Source organism: Paenibacillus macerans, assembly GCF_050565405.1.
GTDB classification, from domain to species: Bacteria; Bacillota; Bacilli; order Paenibacillales; family Paenibacillaceae; genus Fontibacillus; species Fontibacillus macerans_B.
Genome location: NZ_JBNYYG010000025.1, coordinates 38,722 through 59,184, shown reverse-complemented (window position 1 = coordinate 59,184; position 20,463 = coordinate 38,722). Strand labels below are relative to the sequence as shown.

At 53.8% G+C, this 20,463-nt stretch carries 21 protein-coding genes, 1 pseudogene and 1 riboswitch; of the genes and pseudogenes, 8 read left to right on the top strand and 14 right to left on the bottom strand.

Annotation, left to right across the window (positions count from 1 at the left end; all coding sequences use genetic code 11):
* Window positions 1–7: 7 nt before the first annotated feature.
* Window positions 8–1,120: a saccharopine dehydrogenase family protein gene (locus ACQ4N8_RS16000; protein WP_430705356.1), complete on the bottom strand. Its 1,113-nt coding sequence runs from the start codon at window positions 1,118–1,120 to the stop codon at window positions 8–10.
* Window positions 1,121–1,373: 253 nt separating this feature from the next.
* Window positions 1,374–1,556: riboswitch (Lysine riboswitch) on the top strand.
* A gap of 118 nt (window positions 1,557–1,674) precedes the next feature.
* Here ACQ4N8_RS16000 and ACQ4N8_RS15995 point away from each other — a divergent pair.
* The 3 genes from ACQ4N8_RS15995 to ACQ4N8_RS15985 all read left to right on the top strand — a co-directional run bounded on the left by ACQ4N8_RS15995 (window position 1,675) and on the right by ACQ4N8_RS15985 (window position 4,036).
* Window positions 1,675–2,493, top strand: a complete 819-nt coding sequence (locus ACQ4N8_RS15995; protein WP_430705355.1) for a transporter substrate-binding domain-containing protein — start codon at window positions 1,675–1,677, stop codon at window positions 2,491–2,493.
* A gap of 76 nt (window positions 2,494–2,569) precedes the next feature.
* Entirely contained in the window at window positions 2,570–3,283 is a 714-nt protein-coding gene (locus ACQ4N8_RS15990) for an amino acid ABC transporter permease (RefSeq protein WP_430705354.1), read from the top strand.
* Window positions 3,284–3,301: 18 nt separating this feature from the next.
* Window positions 3,302–4,036 carry an amino acid ABC transporter ATP-binding protein gene (locus ACQ4N8_RS15985; protein WP_430705353.1) on the top strand — a complete coding sequence of 245 codons (735 nt, stop codon included), beginning with the start codon at window positions 3,302–3,304 and terminating at the stop codon, window positions 4,034–4,036.
* 100 nt (window positions 4,037–4,136) lie between these two features.
* On the opposite strand, the gene ACQ4N8_RS15980 is transcribed toward ACQ4N8_RS15985, so the two are convergent.
* Window positions 4,137–4,814 carry a LysM peptidoglycan-binding domain-containing protein gene (locus tag ACQ4N8_RS15980; RefSeq protein ID WP_430705352.1) on the bottom strand — a complete coding sequence of 226 codons (678 nt, stop codon included), beginning with the start codon at window positions 4,812–4,814 and terminating at the stop codon, window positions 4,137–4,139.
* A 234-nt stretch (window positions 4,815–5,048) separates the two neighbouring features.
* Window positions 5,049–5,228 carry a helix-turn-helix domain-containing protein gene (locus ACQ4N8_RS15975; RefSeq protein ID WP_430705351.1) on the bottom strand — a complete coding sequence of 60 codons (180 nt, stop codon included), beginning with the start codon at window positions 5,226–5,228 and terminating at the stop codon, window positions 5,049–5,051.
* Between the two features lie 64 nt (window positions 5,229–5,292).
* Between ACQ4N8_RS15975 and ACQ4N8_RS15970 the strand changes: the two genes are divergently transcribed.
* On the top strand, window positions 5,293–5,859 hold the full coding sequence (locus tag ACQ4N8_RS15970) for a DUF1697 domain-containing protein (protein ID WP_430705350.1): 567 nt from the start codon (window positions 5,293–5,295) through the stop codon (window positions 5,857–5,859).
* Here the strand turns inward: ACQ4N8_RS15970 and ACQ4N8_RS15965 are convergent.
* The gene (locus ACQ4N8_RS15965) at window positions 5,762–6,436 is read right to left on the bottom strand and encodes a CDP-alcohol phosphatidyltransferase family protein (protein ID WP_430705349.1); all 675 of its coding nucleotides are present in this window, start codon (window positions 6,434–6,436) and stop codon (window positions 5,762–5,764) included. The two genes, ACQ4N8_RS15970 and ACQ4N8_RS15965, sit on opposite strands and share 98 nt — an antisense overlap.
* Window positions 6,437–6,588: 152 nt before the next feature.
* Here ACQ4N8_RS15965 and ACQ4N8_RS15960 point away from each other — a divergent pair, with 152 nt between their 5' ends.
* Window positions 6,589–7,383 (top strand): SDR family NAD(P)-dependent oxidoreductase, encoded by a 795-nt coding sequence (locus tag ACQ4N8_RS15960; protein ID WP_430705348.1) that lies wholly within the window; start codon window positions 6,589–6,591, stop codon window positions 7,381–7,383.
* A gap of 1 nt (window position 7,384) precedes the next feature.
* On the opposite strand, the gene ACQ4N8_RS15955 is transcribed toward ACQ4N8_RS15960, so the two are convergent.
* From ACQ4N8_RS15955 to zwf, 7 genes are all read right to left on the bottom strand, one after another.
* A complete protein-coding gene (locus ACQ4N8_RS15955; RefSeq protein ID WP_430705347.1) occupies window positions 7,385–8,539 on the bottom strand; it encodes a hypothetical protein in 1,155 nt (384 codons plus the stop codon).
* 66 nt (window positions 8,540–8,605) lie between these two features.
* Window positions 8,606–9,862, bottom strand: a complete 1,257-nt coding sequence (locus ACQ4N8_RS15950; RefSeq protein WP_430705346.1) for a helix-turn-helix domain-containing protein — start codon at window positions 9,860–9,862, stop codon at window positions 8,606–8,608.
* A 28-nt stretch (window positions 9,863–9,890) separates the two neighbouring features.
* Window positions 9,891–10,565: a uracil-DNA glycosylase gene (locus tag ACQ4N8_RS15945; RefSeq protein ID WP_430705345.1), complete on the bottom strand. Its 675-nt coding sequence runs from the start codon at window positions 10,563–10,565 to the stop codon at window positions 9,891–9,893.
* Window positions 10,566–10,593: 28 nt separating this feature from the next.
* Window positions 10,594–11,241 carry a class I SAM-dependent methyltransferase gene (locus tag ACQ4N8_RS15940; RefSeq protein ID WP_430705344.1) on the bottom strand — a complete coding sequence of 216 codons (648 nt, stop codon included), beginning with the start codon at window positions 11,239–11,241 and terminating at the stop codon, window positions 10,594–10,596.
* A gap of 176 nt (window positions 11,242–11,417) precedes the next feature.
* Window positions 11,418–12,830, bottom strand: a complete 1,413-nt coding sequence (gndA, locus tag ACQ4N8_RS15935) for an NADP-dependent phosphogluconate dehydrogenase (protein WP_430705343.1) — start codon at window positions 12,828–12,830, stop codon at window positions 11,418–11,420.
* Between the two features lie 308 nt (window positions 12,831–13,138).
* The gene (gene fsa / locus ACQ4N8_RS15930) at window positions 13,139–13,804 is read right to left on the bottom strand and encodes a fructose-6-phosphate aldolase (RefSeq protein WP_430705342.1); all 666 of its coding nucleotides are present in this window, start codon (window positions 13,802–13,804) and stop codon (window positions 13,139–13,141) included.
* A gap of 71 nt (window positions 13,805–13,875) precedes the next feature.
* Entirely contained in the window at window positions 13,876–15,399 is a 1,524-nt protein-coding gene (zwf, locus tag ACQ4N8_RS15925; protein ID WP_430705341.1) for a glucose-6-phosphate dehydrogenase, read from the bottom strand.
* A 182-nt stretch (window positions 15,400–15,581) separates the two neighbouring features.
* On the opposite strand from zwf, the gene ACQ4N8_RS15920 reads away from it, so the two are divergent.
* Window positions 15,582–16,460: a LysR family transcriptional regulator gene (locus tag ACQ4N8_RS15920; protein WP_430705340.1), complete on the top strand. Its 879-nt coding sequence runs from the start codon at window positions 15,582–15,584 to the stop codon at window positions 16,458–16,460.
* Window positions 16,461–16,592: 132 nt separating this feature from the next.
* A complete protein-coding gene (locus ACQ4N8_RS15915; protein WP_430705339.1) occupies window positions 16,593–17,498 on the top strand; it encodes an NAD-dependent epimerase/dehydratase family protein in 906 nt (301 codons plus the stop codon).
* 99 nt (window positions 17,499–17,597) lie between these two features.
* On the opposite strand, the gene ACQ4N8_RS15910 is transcribed toward ACQ4N8_RS15915, so the two are convergent.
* A complete protein-coding gene (locus ACQ4N8_RS15910) occupies window positions 17,598–18,068 on the bottom strand; it encodes a GyrI-like domain-containing protein (protein ID WP_430705338.1) in 471 nt (156 codons plus the stop codon).
* Between the two features lie 462 nt (window positions 18,069–18,530).
* Window positions 18,531–18,989, bottom strand: a pseudogene (locus ACQ4N8_RS15905) (GNAT family N-acetyltransferase); the annotation flags it as partial.
* 45 nt (window positions 18,990–19,034) lie between these two features.
* Between ACQ4N8_RS15905 and ACQ4N8_RS15900 the strand changes: the two are divergent.
* Window positions 19,035–19,358 carry a hypothetical protein gene (locus ACQ4N8_RS15900; RefSeq protein WP_430705337.1) on the top strand — a complete coding sequence of 108 codons (324 nt, stop codon included), beginning with the start codon at window positions 19,035–19,037 and terminating at the stop codon, window positions 19,356–19,358.
* 192 nt (window positions 19,359–19,550) lie between these two features.
* On the opposite strand, the gene ACQ4N8_RS15895 is transcribed toward ACQ4N8_RS15900, so the two are convergent.
* Window positions 19,551–20,438, bottom strand: a complete 888-nt coding sequence (locus tag ACQ4N8_RS15895) for a hypothetical protein (protein WP_430705336.1) — start codon at window positions 20,436–20,438, stop codon at window positions 19,551–19,553.
* Between the last annotated feature and the right edge of the window lie 25 nt (window positions 20,439–20,463).

Here is a 20,463-nt window from a genome sequence, read left to right as displayed (position 1 = left end):
GCCGTTTTCATCGAGGGTGCAGGACGACCCCCATCTTTTGCATATCCTTCAGCAATCGATCGGGCTGGACCAGATTGGCCTGCGTCCACAGGCCGCTCCGCCGTATGGAGCCGTCCAGATACTGCAGCAGGCAGGCTACGACGGGGATGGCCGTAAGCCAGTAGCCGTCTTCGTGGTATACGGTCATCTCCAGCGTTTGGACGTGTCCGTTTTTGGTTCCCGAAGCTTCCACTTTGAGGATGGTGCCATACGGCGGCTTGCTGAATTTGACCAATCCCCAGCCCATCAGCCTGCTTACGGAACGGAGCGATCGGTTGGGAAACAGCTTGAACGCGACCATCCCCAGGGGCATGACGACCCAATCGACGAAGGGATTGAATCCGCCCACGAAAAAACCGGTATCCTTCAAGCCGGGGTAACGATCGGGCAGCAGCCGCATTTCCTCCAGCATCATGGCGGAACAAAAAGATTTGCCAAAAGGCGGGCCGAAATCGAAGCGGCGCAAGCCGCCTTTTTTCCATTGTCCTTGCGTAAAATAGGTCGTATCGAAATCTTTCAGCTCGGCGGCAAGCTCCTGGACCGTAGCTTCGCCGAGCTGGAGGCGGGGCCAATCGATCTTGATGACGCTCCCGACGTTAGCGGTCTCCAGCGCGTCGAATTGCGCCGCGGCGGCGTGCACGAGCACAGCGGCCAAGCCCGGATGAAAGCCGCCGTCGGTGATGAAACAGCGGCCCGCGTCCTTAATTTGCGGCTCGAGGCTGCGCAAAACCTGCATCTTGTGCGCGGAATATTGGATATCCAAAACATCCGTTTCCGTCTCCATGGCCGAAATGGCAACTTCCCGGGCATGCTGAGACGAGCTGGAGGCAACGACTGCCAGATTCGCGTCATCAAAAAGCAATTTCAGCGAGTCCGAATCGGCGGCATCGGCAAACCGTCCGGTTACCCGGGTTCCTCCAAACCTGAGGTTCAGTTCCGCCGCCGCCGCATCCGCCTTCTGCCGGTTTCTTCCGGCTAGAACGAGCTGAACGGAAGTATGCCGCAGAAGCAGTTCGGCGACCATTTGGCCCGTGGTGCCGTATCCGCCCAAAATTACGATTTTCGCAGTTGATCGGTCCATAAATGTTCTCCATTCGGCTTGAGATGAAGGAAAGATACGGTAGTCCAAACAAGACGCGCCCGTTCTGATCTTTGTCCTTACCTTGAATATAACAGGAGCCTTTACAGGGAGTCCGTGAAAAAATGAACATTTTCATCAAAAATGGACAAGCAATAAACGGATCTATTCCTTCAATTCCCACCGGATGTTAGTTTGACAGAATAGAGCTGATATTGTATCCTACAAACAATTGAATAAGACCTCACTTCTTGATTGGTGAGGTAGAGGCGCGGTATTTAACAGTTTCCGGCGGAGCTTGAGCAAGCGAAGAGGCCGGGAAGAAGGAAATGTCGCCGAAGCGGGTTACAGGCTCACTGTAATCTGCTGGGTCTGCAGTTAATAGCTGCAGGACTGTCTTGATAGACTTCCCGGTCTGTCAAGTTGCGCTATCTCGTCGAGGGAAAGAAGAGGGGGTCAGGACAGAATGAACCTATCAAACGGCCTCGGACTATTCCCGGAGCCGTTTTTTTGTTCCTATTATTCATTTACTATTTTATATGGAGAGTGAAGAAAGTATGAGAAAGAAATATTCCTTATCGATCCTGATGCTGCTGTCGGCGATCATTATCCTTGCGGGGTGCGGCTCCGGCAGCAAAGACGACGATACATTCAAGGTGGGCCTTGAAGCGGGTTATGCTCCATTTAACTGGACGCAGAGCGATGATGCGAACGGCGGGGTTCCCATTGAAGGAAGCGCCGAATACGCGGGCGGCTACGATGTGGAAATCGCCAAGAAAATCGCTGACGGCCTCGGCAAGAAGCTGGTCATTGTGAAGACGGAGTGGGATGGTCTGGTTCCGGCGCTGACATCCGGCAAGATCGACGCCATTATCGCCGGGATGTCTCCGACGGCAGAACGCAAGGAGACGATCGATTTCTCGGATAACTACTATAAGTCGAACTTGATTATGGTCGTGAAAAAAGGAAGCCCGTATGAAGGCGCAACATCGATCCAGGACTTCAGCGGCGCCAAAATCACGGCCCAGCTGAATACGTTCCACTACTCGGTGATCGACCAGATCAGCGGGGTGAACAAGCAGCCGGCCATGGACAACTTCCCGGCCATGCGCGTCGCGCTGGAATCGGGAACGATTGACGGTTATGTATCGGAGCTCCCGGAAGGCATCAGCGCCGCGGCGGCGAACGATAAGTTTGCTTACGTTGAATTTCAGGAAGGCTTCACGACTTCGGACGATGACACCGCCGTCGCCGTCGGATTGGAGAAAGGCAGCAGCCTGACGGAGAAAATCAACGAAATTCTGGCCGGCATTTCCGAAGAAGAGCAGGCCCAAATCATGAACGACGCCATCAAGAATCAACCTGCAGCGAACTAAATAAGGCACGGTGATCTTAAGCCGGCTGCAGCGGGACTGCAGTCGGTTTTTAGATGATCTTGCGGGAGGAAACAAAATGACTTACGAGTGGATTATTCGAATCGTATCCGACAACTGGCCTATGTTCCTGCGCGGAGCAGTAGTGACTTTATATATTTCATTGATCGGCACGATGGTTGGCGCGGCGATCGGCCTCCTGGCCGGCGTGATCCGCACGATTCCGCTGCCGGAGCGCGGTTTCAAACGCCTGCTGCTCAAGATCGTAAACGGCCTGCTCACCGTGTACATCGAATGCTTCCGGGGCACGCCGATGATTGTCCAGGCCATGGCGATTTTCTACGGATCATCCCTGCTGTTCAACTACGATATGGACCGGACGTTTGCGGCGATTTTTATCGTCTCGATCAATACGGGAGCCTACATGGCCGAAATCGTACGGGGCGGCGTCTATTCGGTGGACAAGGGGCAGTTCGAAGCGGCCCATGCGATCGGGATGACCCACTGGCAGACGATGCGGAACGTGGTGCTGCCGCAGGTGATCCGCCATATTTTGCCAGCGACGGGCAATCAGTTTATCATCAACATCAAGGATACCTCGGTACTGAACGTGATTTCCGTATCGGAACTGTTCTTCATGACCAAATCGATTGCCGGCAACAACTTCCGGTTTTTTGAATCGTTTTTTGTCGCCAGCGTGCTGTATTTGGTCATGACGCTGACGGTAACGAAGATTTTACAGCGTATTGAGAAGAGGCTGGACGGTCCCGAAAGCTATACGCTGCAGCGCTAGCAGAAAGCAGGAGTGAGGATGGAAAAGGTAATCGAGATTCGGCATTTGAGCAAATTTTTCGGTGCCAATGAGGTGCTCAAGGATATTAATATGTCGGTAAGCAAAGGCGAGGTCGTCAGCATTATCGGCTCCTCCGGTTCCGGAAAGTCGACGCTGCTCCGGTGCATCAACCTGCTGGAGAAGCCGAGCGGCGGAGAAATCATCTACAACGGCAACAACATTCTCGATGATACGCACAAAGTATCGCTATACCGCCGGCATTTGGGGATGGTCTTTCAGCAGTTCAACCTGTTCAACAACCATGATGCGCTCAGCAACTGCATAGTGGGGCAAGTGAAGGTGCTGAAGCGTTCCAAAGAAGAGGCAACCGAGACCGCGATGAAATATTTGCGGAATGTGGGGATGGAGCAATACATCCATGCCAAGCCGAAACAGCTGTCCGGCGGACAGAAGCAGCGGGTGGCCATCGCCCGTGCCTTGTCCATGGACCCGGATGTGCTGTTGTTCGACGAACCGACCTCCGCGCTTGATCCCGAGATGGTGGGCGAGGTGCTCAAGGTGATGAAGGAGTTGGCCTATTCCGGGCTTACCATGATCGTCGTAACCCATGAGATGGAGTTCGCCAGAGAGGTTTCGGACCGCGTCGTATTTATGGACCAAGGCGTGATCGCCGAGGAAGGCACGCCGGAGCAAATCTTCAATGAGCCAAAGCAGGAGCGGACGAGAGAGTTTTTGAAGCGGACGTTGAAGTAAGGAAATGTAGTGCCTCGATAAATAGTAAATGCCGGCGGAACCTGGATGCACATCCGGACTCCGTCGGCATTTTTTTCAGATCCCATCCCCGTACTCTTATTCAAGACTGCGGGGTTTGTACGGTATAACTAAAGGAATGCCATACCCCGAAATTATCTTTGACGGTGATGCCGCGTCTCCCTCCCATGGCCGCATCCTGATAGAAGGGGTATCGTCTGCCTGCTGTGAAATGGCCGCGGTAAGCGCCTTGGAACGTCATCGGCACCGCTTCGAAGCGGATCTCCCGGGGGGTGACGCTGAGGACGCGGGTCGTTTGCGTGGACGAGCCGTAATTGTTGTCGTGGCCCTGCTGCACGCTGTTATCGGCTTTCAGCATGTTGATGTCGCTTTGCATCGCGGTCAGCGTTTCGCGCACGCCGGCCATGTCGGGAGCGCCGCCGGCCGAAGGGATGCAAATCCGCTGCCCCACCCGCAGCGAGTTCGGATCGGTGCCCGGATTGGCTTCGAGGATGCTGGCGACGCTCACTCCGTAATCCTGGGCGATCTGATACAGGGTATCGCCGCGCTCGATGATTCTGGAGACGTGGTTCGGAGGACAGGACGGAATGCAGATGACCTGCCCGGTTTGCAGGTTGTTCGGGTCGAGGCCCGGGTTGGCCGCGAGGATTCGAGTCACGCTGGATTCCAGGCGGAAGGCGATGTGATTCAGCGTGTCTCCGGGCTGGACGGTATAAGAATAGTGCTCTGCGGGGCACTGCCGATAGTAGTAATTGAACAATGGAACGTTCCCCTTTCGTTCAAGCGGTTTTCCTATACACTATGCGCCAAATGGGCGTCTGTTACCGGGATTTCGCCCAGGCGGCCAAGGTGCAAGCTACCGGTACGTATAGTTATGAGAGGAACGATGCCTAATCCGAGTTGCTTCATCCAGAAAGGAAAACGTTCGGGAAGTCCCGCTCTACCTGCTTCGCCATGATGTACTGGATATTCCATTAAGTGAAGGCATGGTTGCTTATTCCTTAGGGTAAGGTTCTTTTCGGTTGGTACGGTTTAATAGATAGTCCACGCTTGTTTGGTGAAAATCCGCCAATTTCATCAAAATGGCGGTTGGAATATCAACCTCGCTCCGTTCATAATTACTGTAAATGCGCTGGCTGCAATTTAGAATGGAAGCTATTTGAATTTGCGTCAAATCCTTGTCTCAGGGAGAGGAGGATTATAATGAAAAGTATCTTGAATATTAGGGAGGCGTTGCTATGACTATCAGGATCGCGCTGCTGCGAGGCATTAACGTCGGCGGGAAAAACATCGTCAAAATGGCGGAGTTGAAGCGTTCCCTGACCGACCATGGATTCAAAGAGGTGCAAACCTACATCCAAAGCGGCAATATCTTGTTTGATTCGGACGAAAGAGAGGGGGAGCTGCGCTTGCGGATGGAACAGCTCATCCGGCAGGATTTTGGCCTGGATGTCCCGGTCGTGCTAAGAACGGCGGCAGAGCTGCGCGCCGCAGCGGCCGGCTGCCCGTTTACGGCAGAGGAGATTTCCGCGGCCGAAGCGACGGCGGCGGGAGAAAGCCTATACGTCGCCTTTTTGTCGGACAAGCCTTCAACGGAAGCGTTGGCGCGTTTTGCCGCTTACGCGAACGATAAGGAGCAATTCCATGCGGCCGGCAGGGAGGTGTTTCTGCTGTTTATGGACAGCGTCCGAAATTCCAAACTAGCGGCTAACCTGCAGAAGCTGGACGCGTCCGCCACGGTGCGCAATTGGAAGACGGTGAACAAGCTGATTTCGCTGGCGGAAGGCCTGGAGACGCAGAAGTAAAGCCCGTATCGGTTACCCGGGCTTCGACATCCCCGTTTTTTGCCGCCCGAACCAGCTTTTCCGATTCAAGTCGAGTTCCCGCGAGGTCAGATGAATCAGCAGCTCTTCCGAAGCGCTCATCGCGGAGAGGATACATAATGCGATAAGAACCCAAGGCGCTTTGCCCGCCGCGACCAGGAACAAGGGGGCGGCTAAAAACGAGCAGCCCGGTCATTTTGTTGCCCCAGGTATGGATCATGGCTACGGTGCGATATTTGCAGGCGGCATAAACCGCGGTTGCCAATCGAATGGCGACCGCACCGGCAAGGTACGGCCAGATCATCCCCATCCCTTCTCCCGCCCACCGAACCAACGCGGCGGTTGCCGCCCCGAACATCAGCAGGTCGGCTATGGAATCCAGCTTGGCGCCCCTATCGCTAACCGTATTCGTCCTGCGCGCGATCCTTCCGTCAAGCACGTCGGTTAATCCGGCGACCGCATAGATAACGATAAACGCCGCCGGCCGGTTCAGCACGAAAATCAGCATGATAGAAAGGACGATACGGCTTAGAGTCAAGCCATTGGCCAAATGTTTCATCCCGTTATCCTCATTTCCGGACCGTCGCCTGCCAACAGGTACTTTTTGGTGCCTAGGTTACTGTAAAGTGCGTACTGTTAATTTCACGGTCTCTGGGTGCATAATAACATAATCGAAGAGGAAATATCAGGAGAATGATGGAGGGATGGATCATGGATTTGCAATTGAAAGGGAGAATAGCGCTCGTCACCGGTTCAACCGCCGGCATCGGCAAAGCGATCGCGGCTTCGCTGGCGGCGGAAGGGGCGACCGTGCTTGTTAACGGCCGGAGCGCGGAGAAGGTCGAGCAGGCGATCGCGGAAATCCGGGCGCAGCATCCGGCTGCTGTTCTGAAACCGGCGGCCGCCGACCTCGGCACGGAGGCAGGCTGCCGCAAGGTGTTGGAAGAACACCCGGACCTGGACATTTTGATCAATAATCTCGGTATTTTCGAACCCGCCGAATATTTTGACATTCCCGACGAGGACTGGTTCAGGTTCTTTGAAGTCAACGTGATGAGCGGGGTCCGGCTGGCCCGCGGGTACTTGAAGCGGATGCTGGTGAAGCAAACGGGCCGGGTCATCTTTATCGCCAGCGAAGCGGCGGTCATGCCGTCGCTGGAAATGGCGCATTACAGCGCCACAAAAACGATGCAGCTGTCGTTGTCCCGCAGTTTGGCCGAGCTGACGAAAGGAACCGCCGTCACGGTCAATACGGTCATGCCCGGCTCGACGTTGACGGAGGGGGTCGAGGCGATGCTGAATACGCTCTACCCGAACGAGCGGCTGACGATCGAAGAAGCGGAAAAGAAGTTTATGGCCGAAAACCGGCCGACCTCGATCATTCAGCGCCTGATCCGGCCGGAGGAAATCGCCCATTTCGTCACTTATATCAGCAGCCCGCTTTCTTCGGCGATCAACGGGGCCGCGCTGCGGATCGACGGGGGATTGGTCAGAAGCATCGTTTGAGTTATTTCAGGCTGAGCGGTACGAATACCGAAGCGCAATTGTTCTGGCGGAACCGGGCGATCACCTTGCGGGTCCGGTCGAATTCATATTGCGGATGCGCGGACAAGTACAGCATCTCCAGTTTGTTGAAGGCGACGTCATACGGAATGGAAGGGTTGTCCCCGTTAAATTCCAACTGCGTGATATGGAGGTAGATTCCGCCCGGCAACGTCATTTGCTCGGCGATATCCGGCAAACCGTCGAAGCTGCTTACCCGGGTTCCGAAGCAGCTGTATACCTTTCCGTCCGCTTTCGATTCGAACGGAAACCCGTAATAGTCATGCAGGTAATACCTTGCGGATTCCACGGCGTACACCTGCTGCTCGATTTCGAAATATTTCATGATCGCGTCCACTCCCGTGCCGAGCGGCGCGACCGCGCAGGCGATTTTCATTTCGGGCAGCGTGACGGTCTTAAACCTCATGGAATCGTAGCGCTCCAGTTCGTCCTTCGGTATTTTTACGGGTTCGTATTTGGTCAGGATACGGCCTTCAAGGTCATACGTGTTCATCGGGCAGCCGTCTTGGTTGTAAACGTATTGCGTATCGTTCCTGAACCCGTCGATGAAATAGGCGTCGGCATGCATTCTTTCCTCGTAACCGGTCCGGCTTTCCTGACGCTGCTCGTTAATGAGCATTTTGGCAAACCGGCAGACGGGGACGGTCAAGGTATCGGCATATTCGGGCAAATGAGGCGGCAATTCCGGCAGCGACTCGACCTCGAAACCGACGAGTACTTTATAATTGCCGTCTCCTCCGATGTCGTACCGGGCGCTGATCAACTCCAGGCCGGTGAGATCTATCCCCAATACTTCGGCCAGTAAAGCAATGTCGCCCGAGCGAATCACTTTTTGGGCGAATTCGAAATCGGTCAGACAGTTGCCCGTAAACGCGCCGCCGCCGTAACTATAGCCGCGGCTTTCGTAGGTGATCGTTACCCCGATCCCGACGATGCGGGTTTCGCTTCGGTCCACGATCGAGCAGTACTCATGGACCTGCTCGACGGCGGTTTCTTTGGAACGGCTTCGGCTCGCTTCCTCGGCCACGCTCATAATAAGCGGCTTCGTTCTGGGACTGTAGCTTTCCGGATTCGCGTTTGTTTTTTTTGCTGCATTCATACGGGTGCCTCCCTTTGATATGGATGATTAGATGAACCCATTTTAGGGAAAAAAACGACGAAGGTATTATCCGTTTTTACCAGGTTTTAGCCTGCGGTACAGTTTGACCTCCTTAGGTTCGAAAGCGCCGTCGGCTTGGTAGACGGCAAAGGCCGGCGTTTCGTCCGCTTCCAGCCCGTTCTCGCGAATCCAGCGGGCCAGGATCCTGTCGTAAAGGGCATAGTCTCCGGAACCGTCGCCATATAACGCCGCGTAATCGTCGCTTTCCAGTCTGAGAATCGAGACGTTTGGATGGCCGGCGACGGTTAGCCCGTCAGGAATCCCGATGCCGCAAGTGCAGCGATTCACTTGCTTCGACACGAAAAACGTTCCGGCGCCGCAAAGCCGCCGGGGATTATGCTTTTGCAGATAGCCAATCAACATTTCCGCTGCGCTTTCCTCCGCGCGTTGACCGGATTGCGAAGCAACCAGGAAGGCGCAATTCTCCAGCCGCTCCACGGCGATTTTCGTCAAGCCGCTGCGTTTCTCAACCGGCAGGTAAAGCTTCACCTTGCGAACGTTTTTCTCTTTATGGAGGTATTCCTCAAAATACGGCAGCTCCGTCTGTTGGAACATGCTGGACGCCAGCCAGCCGGTATATATGTTATTCCAAGCTTCAAGAATGGCCTGCGGATCGTTGGCCGTTGCCGTCGTGGCAAAGGTAGCACCGATGGACGGAACGGTTTGGATCGCCGAGAACGGGCCTTGGGATAACTCCGCTTTTCCGACGCCTTGGAGAAAAAGCCGGTAGACATGGCGGTTTCCGGCGGCTTCGCCGTTTCTGCCGAACATGCGTCCATGATAATCCGGCACCAGAGCGAAAAGTGCAGCCAGCGCGTTGTTCTCCAAATGGTCCGGCACGTCCTGAACGTAATCGGCGCTTAACGTCTCGGGAATGACCTCCGCGGCTACCGCCACTTGCCGGCTTGTCCAGCTGTCGTAAGGAGGAAAATAGTAGTAGTTATCGCCGTTTTTGTAGTCGGTGGGAGTTTGGCCGATGGCGGCTTTGAGTGTTTTGCAGAAGGCTTGCTGGGAGCTGTACCCGCACGCATAGGCGATCTCCGCCAGGCTCCGGTCGGAGTGCTTAAGCAAAGCCAAGGCTTGGGACAATCGCCGCTTGCGCACGTATTCCTTGACCGAATGTCCCGTTGCGCTGTAAAAATCGCGGTATAGCTGCGTGGAGGAAACATACCCCAGTTTGGCGATTTTTGCGATATTCAACTCCTCGAACAAATTCCGTTCCAGCTCCTCGATGGCGGCAAAAATACGGTTTTCGGGTTCCAAGCGAAATCACCTTTCAATTTGTGATCCATTACAAATCGGGAATCTGCCAATCGATTTCGGCCAGTCCTTTGGCGCGCAAAAATTGGTTCGTTCGCGAAAACGGCTTGCTGCCCAGGAATCCCCGGTGGGCCGACAGCGGACTGGGGTGCGGCGTTTTGATCAGGTGATGGTTGCGGTTGGTGATGAGAGCCGCTTTTTTCTGCGCATGGCTGCCCCACAGCAAAAATACGACCGGTTCCTGCTTTTGGTTCAACGTTTCGATTACCTTGTCCGTGAAATTCTCCCAGCCCATGTCCTTATGGGAATTGGGCGTATCCGCCTGCACGGTCAGCACGGTGTTGAGCAGCAGCACGCCTTGCTTCGCCCACGGCACCAAATAACCGTTGTTGGGGATGGAGCAGCCCAGATCGTCGCGCAGTTCCTTGAACATGTTTTGTAAGGACGGCGGGGCTTTGACGCCCGGCTTCACGGAAAAGCTCAGTCCATGCGCCTGCCCTGGCCCGTGGTAAGGGTCCTGGCCCAGAATCACGACTTTGACGTCGGCGAAAGAAGTATAATGAAGCGCGTTGAAAATATCGTACATGTCGGGATAAATCGTTCTTGTGCGATATTCGTTCGCCAGAAACTTACGCAGCTGTGAATAGTACGGTTTTTCGAATTCGGCCTCCAGATGCGGGGCCCAATCGTTTTTCAGGATGGTCAAGCTCTTTCACTCCTCAGTATCGTCGAGATTAGTAAGGATTCGACACGGGTGCGTACAGTTCCTCCCGTATTCGTCCAACCCATATTTGGAAAACAATGGAATAATAAGTATCCGCCCATTGACGCACGGACAAAACGGTAGATGGCTGCAAAAGACGCTCCATCTCTGTTAGCAGTATGCGGTGTCCGGGTTTGCCGTCCGGACGGGGATGCAGCCATTCCACGACGAGTCCTTTGGCACCGGGCTTCATCACGCGCCGTATTTCCTTTATTCCGGCTGCCGGATCTTTCAAAATATGCAGGATAAGCGAAGCGATCGCGGCATCTACAGATGACGAAGCCAGCGGGACATGCTCCAAGTTCCCTGCAAGAATCTCCACCTGTGGGGTTTCATAGATTCGGCTGCGTTCTTGCAGGATGTCCAACATGAACGAATCGTTATCGACCGCGTAAACCTTGTTCTCCGTACGGTGTGCCGCGGGGAAGGTGAAGTATCCGCCTCCCGCCCCCAGGTCAAGGACGGTGTCTGTTTCCTTTAGGGCCAACAGATCCAACAACCGCTCAGGAGGAAGCTGGCGTATTCGTTCCGGCTTTTCCAAGTTCTGTAGCCTGGCTTGATTTGAAGCCAGTTCATTCCGGGATTCTTTCGATCCATTGCAATGATCTGCGTAAGCCATGCGTTTAACGCTCCTTTTCAAGTTCGATGATTACTCCCTATTCCATCACTTCCTGCGAAGTCCCTGCCTAATTTCACAAAAGGACACGAAAGGTTCAAACAAGGGAAAGCCGTGAGGAGGGTCCTCACGGCTTTCTTCATTATGAGATGAACAGCCGTCATACAAAGACGAACCTGTTATTTTTCCATCCATTGAAAATGGAAGGTGCCTTCTTGGTCGACCCGTTCGAACGTATGGGCTCCGAAGTAGTCGCGCTGCGCTTGCAGCAGGTTGGCCGGCAGCCGTTCGGAACGGTAGCTGTCGTAGTAGGCCAGGGCGGAGGAGAAGGCCGGGACCGGAATGCCGCGGGTCACGGCGATCGCGATCACCTGTCTCCAGGCGTCCTGATAATTTTCCACGACGCTTTTGAAGTAATCGTCCAGCAGCAGATTTTTCAGCTCCGGATCGCGGTCGTAGGCGTCTTTGATGTTCTGCAGGAAGCGGGCGCGAATGATGCAGCCGCCGCGGAAAATCATCGCGATGCTGCCGTAGTTCAAATCCCAGCCGTACTCCTCGGAAGCGAGCCGCATCTGCGCGAAGCCTTGGGCGTACGAGGCGATTTTGCTGGCGTAAAGCGCTTTGCGGACGGCTTCGATGAACGCCTGCTTGTCGCCTTCGAACGGAGCTGCAGCCGGGCCGCTTAACCGTTTGCTGGCGGCGACGCGTTCTTCCTTCATCGCGGAGATGAAGCGCGCGAATACCGATTCCGTGATGATGGACAGCGGCACGCCGAGATCGAGAGCGCTTTGGCTGGTCCATTTGCCGGTGCCTTTTTGGCCGGCGGCATCGAGGATGACGTCGACCATCGGTTTGCCGGTGGCCGGATCCTTTTTGCCGAAAATATCGGCGGTGATCTCGATCAGGTAGCTATCCAGCTCGCCGCCCTTCCATTCGGTGAAAATGCCGTGCAACTCGTCGGTGCTTAGGCCAAGCACGTCCTTTAATAGCTGGTACGCCTCGCCGATCAGCTGCATGTCGCCGTATTCGATGCCGTTATGGACCATTTTCACGTAGTGGCCGGCACCGTCCGGACCGATGTAGGTGGAGCAAGGGTCGCCGTTCACTTTGGCCGAAATGGCCGTCAGGATCGGCTCGACCAGTTCGTAGGCGTCCTTTTGCCCGCCTGGCATGATGGCCGGGCCTTTCAGCGCGCCTTCTTCGCCGCCGGACACGCCGGCGCCGATATAACGGAAGCCTTGCGACTCCAGCAGTTTGTTTCTGCGCTGCGTATCCGGAAAATGCGCGTTGCCTCCGTCGATCAGAATGTCGCCCGGATCGAGATAAGGAACGAGCTGATTGATCGTGTCATCGGTCGGTTTGCCCGCTTTGACCATGATCAAAATTTTGCGCGGCGTTTCCAGCGCTTGTACGAATTCCTCGATGCTGTAGGCGCCGACGAAATCTTTGCCCGGCGCTTCCTCCAGCAGTTCCTTCGTTTTCTCGGCGGAACGGTTATACAAAGCGACGGAGAAGCCTTTGCTTTCAATATTCAGAGCTAGGTTTTTGCCCATGACGGCCAGGCCGACCACTCCGATTTGTTGTTTCTTCATCTTTAAGTACCTCCAAACCTATCCTTTGGTATTTTCTTTAAAAGGTAACCAGAAACGCTATTGGCCCGCTTTTGAGCAGTTTCCGATTCTAACCGGACCGAGGAGACCTTATTTCGGTCAAAAGCGGCGTAATGGCCGCCACGAGAGCCCAATAAGGTCTCTGGAGTCCGTTACAGCGGGAAATAGCCGGGAAATGGACAAATAAGGTCATTACGGTCCGTTACGCAGCCGTGTTCAACGGACGTCCCTAGCCTCATCCAACCTTCTCGGTGCTGAAAAGCTGACATTTTGAACACTCACTATAACATTTATTTCACGGATTTCTTCCAGTCGGCGGCGAATTTCTCCAGCCCTTGATCCGTAAGCGGATGTTTGGTCAACTGCTCGATCACGCTGAAAGGAATCGTGGCGATATGCGCGCCGGCCAGCGCCACGCGGGTCACATGGTCCGGGTGACGGACGGACGCGGCGATGATTTGCGAATCCAGGCCGTGAATCCGGAACAGTTCGGCCACTTTCGCGACGAGTTGCACGCCGTCCTCCGAAATATCGTCCAGGCGGCCCAGGAACGGCGACACGTAAGTCGCGCCGGCACGGGCAGCGAGAAGGGCCTGGTTCACGGTGAAAATTAAGGTGACATTCGTTTTCACGCCTTTTTTCGAGAGGTAACGGGTGGCTTCCAGGCCGGCCAAAGTCATCGGGAGCTTGATCGTAATAAGCGGGTCGTTGTTGTTGATCTTGATCAGCTCGTTAGCCTGCGCGATCATTTCCTCCGCGGTCACCGCATCCGGCGTCACTTCGGCCGATACGGACTCGACCTCAGGCACGGCTTGCAAAATTTCCGCGATCCGGTCTTCGAATTTGACGCCTTCCTTGGCGACCAGGGAAGGATTGGTCGTTACCCCGGACAATACGCCGACTTTGTACGCTTTTTTGATATCCTCCAGATTGGCTGTGTCAATAAAAAACTTCATCGTCATTACCTCCAATTTGTTTAACTCATTTTTGAGATATCAGAGAGCAAAAACCGGGATGTTTGGGATTTTTATTTAACGGACAACGGTTCCTGGGCCGATTTGGCGGCGGCGGCTTCTTTTGCTTCGCCTTCCTTGTCGAACCACCACTCGTAACCGTCTTGCGCCAACAGCTCGTGAGCCGCTTTCGGCCCATAGCTGCCCGCCGGATATTCATGAAGCGGCAACTGTTCCGCTGCGAAGGCATCCAGGATCGGCTGTACCCATTTCCAGGACAATTCGACTTCATCCCAGTGCGCAAAGAACGAAGAGTCGCCGCGGAGCGCATCGTAAATCAGGTTCTCGTAAGCTTCGGGCACTTCGCTGCCGCTCTTGTGCGAACCGATCAGGATCGGGGTAAGGTCCTGCTTCATGGCATTGCCTTCCGTATTCAGCTGCAAATAAATGCCTTCGTTCGGGCTGATCTCGAACACGAGCAGGTTCGGCGTTTGGCCATCCTTTTGCGCGGCGGATTGCTTAATCGGCTCTTTGAATTCGATGACGATCCGGGTCGCTTTCTCTTTCATGCGTTTGCCGGTCCGGATGTAGAACGGAATGCCCCGCCAGAACACGTCGTCAATCTGCAGCTTGGCGGCGATGAACGTATCGTTTCTGGACTCGGCGGCTATTCCCGCTTCGGACTTGTAGCCGACCACCGGTTTTCCTTGGATCGCGCCTTCCGTATATTGTCCCCGCACCACATTCGCCACGACCTCTTCTTGCAGCAGCGGTTCGAGCGATTCCATGACATGTTTCTTCTTGTGACGCACCTGTTCGGAGTTATTGCCCGTCGGCAGGTGGCCGGCGAGCATCATCAGCAATTGCAGCATATGATTCTGGAACATATCGCGTACCGCGCCGGAATGGTCGTAATAGCCGGCCCGCTCCTCAACGCCGACCGTTTCGCTGGCCGTGATTTGAACGTTGGCGATGTAACGATTGTTCCAGGACGCCTGAAGCAACGGGTTCGTTTGCTGCAGTACCTCGAGCTTCTGGACCATCGGTTTGCCGAGATAATGGTCGATCCGGAAAATTTCCTCTTCGGTAAAAGCTTTGCTGAGCTGGCGGTTGAAATCCCGGGCGGACTGCAAATCGCGGCCGAACGGTTTCTCGATCACCAGGCGTTTCCAGCCCTGCGTATCGCCAAGACCGCTATCCTGAATGTTCGCGGCAATCGTTTCGAACAGCTCCGGTCCCACCGACAAGTAGAACAGCCGGTTAGGAGGGAGCCCCAGGCTTTGCTCGCGCTGCTCGATCAACTGCAGCAAGCTTTGGTAATCTTCTTTACGGTCTACATTCAGCACTTGGTAACGGAAAAAGCCGAGGAACTTCTTGACGGCCTCCGGATTGCTTGCTTCCCGTCTCGAAAAGCTGTGCAGAGATTGTTCGATGTTCGCCTTAAAGGTATCATCGGACCATTCTCTTCTGCCCAGGCCAATCAGGGAAAAAACCTCCGGCAGTTTGCCGTCCACGAATAAATTAAACAGGGCGGGGAATATTTTGCGTTTTGCTAAGTCTCCAGTTGCCCCAAACAAGACAAAAGTAGTGGCTTCCATCTAGTATCTCTCCTCTCGGCATAGCTTTTCTTTCTATGGTTGCTGGAGGTCAGGCGTGAATCCGGGTTAAATAACCAGATCTCCAACCGCTAAGCTATGGATTATTTTGACTGACTCCACTATAATACGATTATCATCATAGGTGAAATTAATATATTTGACAGGAGCTATAGATCACGTTTATGACTAACAATTATGAGCTATACAAAGTCTTTTATTGGGCGGCCAAAACCGGGAGCTTGACCCAGGCGGCGAACGCGTTGTTCCTGACCCAGCCCAGCGTCAGCCATGCCATCAAACAGCTGGAGGAAAGCTTTGGCCTTACGTTGTTTTACCGGAACTCCAAGGGCGTGTCGCTGACCCAGGAAGGCACGATCTTGTATTCCTACATCGAACAATCGCAAATCCTTATTACCCTGGCGGAGAAAAAAATGGCCGAGCTGAAAAACCTCGATACCGGCGTACTGCGGATCGGCGGAAGCGACTCGCTCTTTAAGCACTATTTGCTGCCCTATTTGGAGCAGTTCCATATTCAGCACCCGGACGTCGGGATTCAGCTGCTTCATGGCACCACGCCGGAAATCATGGGTTTCCTGAGGGAAGGGAAAATCGACCTTGGCGTCGCCCGGATGCCGATCGTCGATTCTCAGATCGAGGTGAGAGAAGGGATTCAACTGCAGGATTGCTTCGTTGCGGGCTGCGCGTACGCCGATCTGAAGGACAAGGTTATCCCGCTGGAGGAATTGCTGGAGTACCCGCTGGTCTTGTTTTCGCGCAACAGCCGGGCCCGAATGGCCATCACGGAGCTGTTTCAAGGCTTCGGGCACGAGCTGAAGCCGGAAATCGAGGTCGGCAGCGTCGATCTGCTGATCGAATTGGCGCGCAAAGGGCTGGGGATCTCCTACGTGGCGCGGGAATTCGTAAGCAAAGAGCTGGAAGAGGGGTCGCTGTTCGAGATCCGGCTGGACGTTAAGCTGCCGCCGTCCCAGGTGGGGATTATGAATATGCGGAACCTGCCGCTCACCAGCGCGGCGAAGAAGTTTATCGAGGGGTTCCGGTAAAAAGAAAAGGCGCTTCGAGAGAATCGTGCCTTCACTCATAAAACAATAAAAGGTGGGAAACTTAAAAAAGGAAAATTTGGCGCAGAAAGACGCGGCTAATCCTGAGCGAGCCTTTTGAAGGAGTGAATTAGGGTGAAGGTAGTAGTAACTGGAGCGGCCGGCAAAATCGGTCGCTGGACCGTAAGAACGTTTTTGGATGCGGGTCATCAAGTCGTGGCTTCGGATCGTAAGCTGAGGGAAGAATCCGCTTCAAAAGATTTTGTCCAGGCGGATTTGCGTGATTACGGCCAGGTCGTTCAACTCCTGATGGGGTGCGATGCCGTTGTTCATCTTGGCAATATTCCTACGGACGTGAGGAATACGCCCCAGGCGATATTTGAAAATAACATGCTTGTGAATTTCAACATCCTTGAAGCCTGCAAGGATCTGAATATTTCCAAGCTGGTGTGGGCATCGAGCGAAACGGTTTTGGGATATCCGTTTGTTCCGGAAGAGCTTAGTTATCTTCCCGTAGACGAAGAGCACCCGACCTTTGCCAAGTCATCCTACGCTATGGCCAAAGCGTTGACCGAGCAACTGACGGGAATGTATCGCAAACTGACGAACGCGCAGCTTGTTTCGCTCCGGTTTGCCAATATGTACGAGCCCGACGAATATGAGAAGATCCCCATCATGCATTGGAACGACAAGCAGAAAGATGTTCAGAAGAAAAACGCCTGGGCTTATTGCGATGTACGGGATGCCGCCGTGGCCTGTCTGCTGGCTATAGAAAAGAACGGTTTGGGGAATGAGGTTTTTCATATCACGGCTGCGGACACCATCATGCCCGATCTCAGTCTCGATTTGGTTAAGAGGTTCTTTCCGAATGTCACTTTAAAAAGAGAAGTACAAGGTCACGAGACGCTGATGGCCATCGATAAAGCACGTAAAATCCTTGGATATGAGCCTCGTTATTCCTGGCGTTCCGTATTGAACCTTGATGGGACGACCAAGGCACTGCCCGAGGACCAGCTTGCGTTATCGCATTCGGATATTTAACGGCAGAAATACGATCATTTCTGGGAAAAAGGACCTCATCCCCGCTTTGCCGGGGAATTCGAGGTCCTTTCGTGCGTAAATGGGGCTATTGTACCGGGTTTACTTCTTTCGCACGGGGTAGCATACCTCCGTTACCCATTCCTCGGGATTTTGCGTGTCATTAGGGCTAACGTGATAAATGCAGAAGGACGAACCGTCGAATTCATAGCCGTTGTCGACAACCCAGCCCGCTACTGACTCATTGACCTCAGTGATTTTTTCATAGCTGCCTTTATACGTCGCCGACGCCATATGAATGGGGGCGACCTTTTTAAATTTTACGTTTTCGGTATCCTCGTACAGTCCCTTCACGGAGATTTGTACATCCACATCCACTTCGCTCTCTTTGTACTCGTTATCATGAAAAACAGCCAGGGAATAGCAGGGTTCGTCGTGGATAATATGAAGCGGAGCCGTTTCGCTCATGAGAATATGCCAGAGCCTTCCTTCCTGTCCGTAGTCCGGAATCACCTTGCGCACACTGGCCACCGTTCTTGCCGGCAGTTCTTTTAACGTCACATTGTAATTCATCGCGGAATCATCCTTTCCAAGTCGGGTTAACGTGGTTTCCAACAGCAGAAGCCGCCGGTTTAGGCTGTCGGCTTGTTCCATGATCTCCGTTTGCTTGAGCCGGAGAAAAACTTTGAGTACAGCATAAAATATACCATAGTGAGAGAGTCAACAAGCCTCACTGAATCGGTATTTCTTTGTTGAAAAATACGATCGATGCGATTTCCTTATCGTTAATGACATGTTCAAAGGTTTTGATCATCAGCAATTGGCCGTTGATAAAATCGCTCGTGGCCAATCCGGTAAATATGCTGGTCGTTTATGAGGTGCCGTCATTGTAATTGATCGTGACGGGGTTCAGAAAAAAATCCTCCCTAGAATCATTCCAGGAGGATTATTTAGGCCCGCTGGGCGGTTTGGATGGCGATGAATGAATAAAGCGGGCAGTAGGGGCATTGTCATGAATCAATCGGCGCTTAGGACATCCTCGTCCAAGATCGCCAAGGTTTGATGGTCCTGCCACGTGCCGTTGATCCGCACGTTTTTTCGGGCGATTCCTTCTTTCTTGAAACCGGCCTTCTCCAGCACGCGGATCGACGCGGCATTGTGCGGCATGACCCCGGCTTCGATCCGGTGAAGGCCCAGCTCGGTAAAGGCGTGGCAGACGATGAGCTTCACCGCTTCGGTCATGTAACCTTTGCCGTTATGGACTTGGTCGAGAAAATACCCGATCCAGCATCCCTGCAGATTCCCCCGGGCCACTTCGGTCAGCATGACCTCGCCGATGACCTCGCCGATGACTTCGCCGCCGCTTTCCGGCAATACGAGCAAAAACAGATACGCCTCATCCGCTTCGCTTTGGTCAATGAACCTGCGGATGCGTTCCATTTGCCCGGACAACGTAAAGAACGCCTCGTTCCGCAGGCCGCTAAATTGCTGGAAAATAGGCGGATATACGATTTTATCGATAAGGTGGAGGAGAAACGCATGTTACCATTTCAAGATTCCCGGCAGATGGTGCCGCATCCCGTTTTGATCGAGGCCAGACAAATGACTCCCAACCAGATTTTGTTGACGTACGATCAGCGGGCGGATTTAGCCTCGGCCACCCGGGTCTCGAATTACTGGATTCGCAGCAATATGGGGCCGGGCGGCGCGGCCAGCCTGGATATGGGGGAGGCGCTGACGGCCGCTAACGCCATTCGACCCGAAGCGGGGATGATTACGCCGGTGGACAACTCAAATACGCGGTTTGTCATCATGTTCAGGGAACGGATCATGACTGGCGTAACCCATATCGTGCTTCCTTGATTCGTAAGCCTGGAAGGAATGACGGGGTATGGGGGAGCCAACTGGGGGCCTTTCAGCCGCAACGTGTTCGTCGGCATGTAAAACACCTATGAAAAAGAGGGGGCACCCCTCTTTTTAAGCCGAGAAGATAAGCCAATCCGAAGCCAAAGCCGCGGTACCGCCGACTTCACTTTTTTCAAACGGAATCGGGCGTTATAAATAACACAACATCGACTTTTCGATCCAATACGAAAATACCGTATCCGGGTGCTGCCGTTCAACCTGCTTTATTTTAAGATACAAGTCGATCCCGTCGGAAACGTCGTGCCACAGATCGGTGAACACGAAGTCGAACGCTTCTCCGGTTAGGCGCGTGCGGGCAAAATCAAAAGCATCGGCTTGGACGATCTTGATCTTTGGGGCATGTTTGAATTGGGGCAGCACATATTGCTTGAACAGACGAATGACGTCTTCGTTGATTTCCACGATCGTGACGTTATCGACGTTGTCTTTTTCCGAAACCATGTAGGCGTAATACCCAAGGCCAAGGCCAAACGTCAAAACGCGACCGAAAGCCTCGGCGATGGGTTCCTTCATCGTTTCGATCTCGTTTGGCGTAATCGTCATCCAGATGCGGTCCTGCTCCAAAACCGCCGGGTACTTGAATTCCGTTTCAAAAAAACCGATCTGCGGAATTTGCCTTCCCTCCGCCGTTTGGAGGATGTCGCCGCAGACGAAACCTTCATAGGGCTTGCAGGTTTCGTATTTCAACTCGCTGCCGCCGATTTTGGCCGCCGGGATGCGGATATTCCGGTAATAGGGATTTCGGGCGTATTCGCCGGCATCCAGCAGATGGACCATCGGGTCGAAATAGGCGATAAACAAGGTTTTATCCTCGGCGCTGCCGGCGATATCGAATCCGAACTTGGCGGCCAGCAGCAGCTTGAACGCATATTCGGCCGAAACGCCGATTTGCATGACCTCGGCGATTTCCGCCGGATAGATCAGATCGGGGGCGTGGTTCAAATAACTGCTGAGGAGAGCGAATATTTTACGATTGTCTTCTGTGATTTTTGCGGCTATGCCTGGATGGTGTTCCATATTTTCACCTGTTTCCGGTTTCGTC